This window comes from Paraburkholderia bannensis (assembly GCF_014200455.1).
Classification (GTDB): Bacteria; Pseudomonadota; Gammaproteobacteria; order Burkholderiales; family Burkholderiaceae; genus Paraburkholderia; species Paraburkholderia bannensis_A.
This window is the reverse complement of the sequence record NZ_JACHBW010000061.1, coordinates 1-1,774: the sequence shown is the minus strand read 5'-3', so window position 1 is coordinate 1,774 and position 1,774 is coordinate 1. Positions and strand designations below refer to the sequence as shown.

The window sequence follows — 1,774 nt, the reverse complement described above, 5'->3', positions numbered from 1 at the left end:
AGGGATATACCGGCGAGGAGCCTGCGCAGGCAGCACTCGACGAAGGAATCGAGCTTCAAGTAATCAAACTCGCGGAGGCTAAAAAGGGGTTCGTGCTGTTGCCGCGCCGCTGGGTGGTTAAGCGCAGCTTCGGCTGGCTCAACCGCTTCCGACGACTGGCCAGAGATTACGAGCGATTGCCCGAAACATTGGCTGCGTTGCATTTCTTCGTAATCTCCGTGCTTATGCTCGTCCACTTTGCAGCCCTTAACAAACGTGCATATGTGGACGCCACCCGGATTGCAAGCTGGTTTTGCATATCTGGTCTGCAGGTCAAGGCAGCACGCTTATGTCCGGCGTGTTGACGCAGGCAGTTCAGCCTGCTGGCCAATATGGAATTCGCTGACGAGCGTCTCATCTAACACACGAACTCAAGGTTCAAGCACTTTTTCAGACTTACCTCGTCCCGGTCCGACCTGTACTCCATCATGCAATTCGTTGCTTGCGCTCCTTGGTGAGGTGGATCTGCAACATCTCGATGTGCGGCAACAGAGTCGTCGCTACGCGTGGACTGGTGCCTCATACCGCGTTTGCCGCGACAGCAGGGCCCAGATAGTTCGCGCCAGCTTGTTCGCCACTGCAGCGACGGCAACATTGAAGGGGCGTCGAGCCAGCAAATCGTCGAGCTAGGGTGTGTGGGTGCAACGCGCGATCACGGCTCTTGCGCCGTGCATCAGCAGCGTACGTAAATAGGTGTCACCTCTTTTGCTCAGGCCCAGTTGTCGTATGCGCCCGCCAGTTCCGGTCTGCCGTGGCACCAGACCGAGCCAGGCGGCAAATTCACGGCCGGAGTGGAAGGTCGCGGGATCGCCGATGGTCGAAACGGTCGCGGTTGCAGTCAGCAGACCGACACCGGGAATCTCTGCGATGCGCTGGCATTCCGGGCTATCCCGGAGCGCATGCGAAAGGCGACGCTCCAGTACGGCAATATCTTCGTTGACCGCCTGTATGCGGACCCGCTGCTCGCGCAAACTATCCACCAACATACCTGGCAGGCGTTCGGATGTTCTGGCTAGGGCTGGCGCGATTTCCTTCGTAAACGACTGGTAGCCTTCGGACAGAATTTCACCGAATTCATACAGGATGCTGCGCAATGCATTGGTCTGCATGATGCGAACCTTCATCAATTGGGCACGTATCCGGTGCAGTGCCAGGACTGACTGCTGGGCTTCACTCTTGATTGCGACAAACCTCGCGTCGGGTTGTTGCACAGCGGTCCAGATCGCACGCGCATCGGCGGCATCCGATTTGTTACGCAATACGAAGGGGCGTACCGAATGTGCGCAGATGAGCCTGACGTCGTGACCGAGTTGCCGTAACTGCCGGGCCCAGTGATGAGCACTGCCGCAGGCTTCAATCACCACGAGCGAGCGTTCCCGCTTTGCAAAGTTCGTTACGTCGCCGCGCTTGAGTTTCACCCGCTCGATCTTCCCGGTGGCAACATTGACCGCATGCAACTGGAAGACATGCTCGGCGATATCCATGCCGATGACGGGCGTCTTCATTTGGAAACCTCCTGCGCGAGCTGTCGGGTTCGACGTACTACTGTACAGCCAGTTACAAATGTTCTTTGTTACTGGATTTGCGCTGACCCGTTACCGGGGGGAGGCGTCCATACCATCTAACACCTTCTAACACGGTCTAGCCGGGCAAATGACGCTCGCAAGACCGGATTAACCCTTCGGCATGCTCGCGACCTCGCTCGATCGCTTCCTGCCGCTCCCGGTATCCTTCC

Annotated in this window: 2 pseudogenes; one reads left to right on the top strand and one right to left on the bottom strand. The window is 57.7% G+C overall.

Going from position 1 to position 1,774, the window contains the following annotated elements:
- Positions 1-230 (top strand): annotated as a pseudogene (locus F4827_RS34815) (transposase); the annotation flags it as partial.
- A gap of 309 nt (positions 231-539) precedes the next feature.
- Here the strand turns inward: F4827_RS34815 and F4827_RS34810 are convergent.
- A pseudogene (locus tag F4827_RS34810) lies at positions 540-1,544 on the bottom strand (IS110 family transposase).
- Positions 1,545-1,774 lie beyond the last annotated feature (230 nt).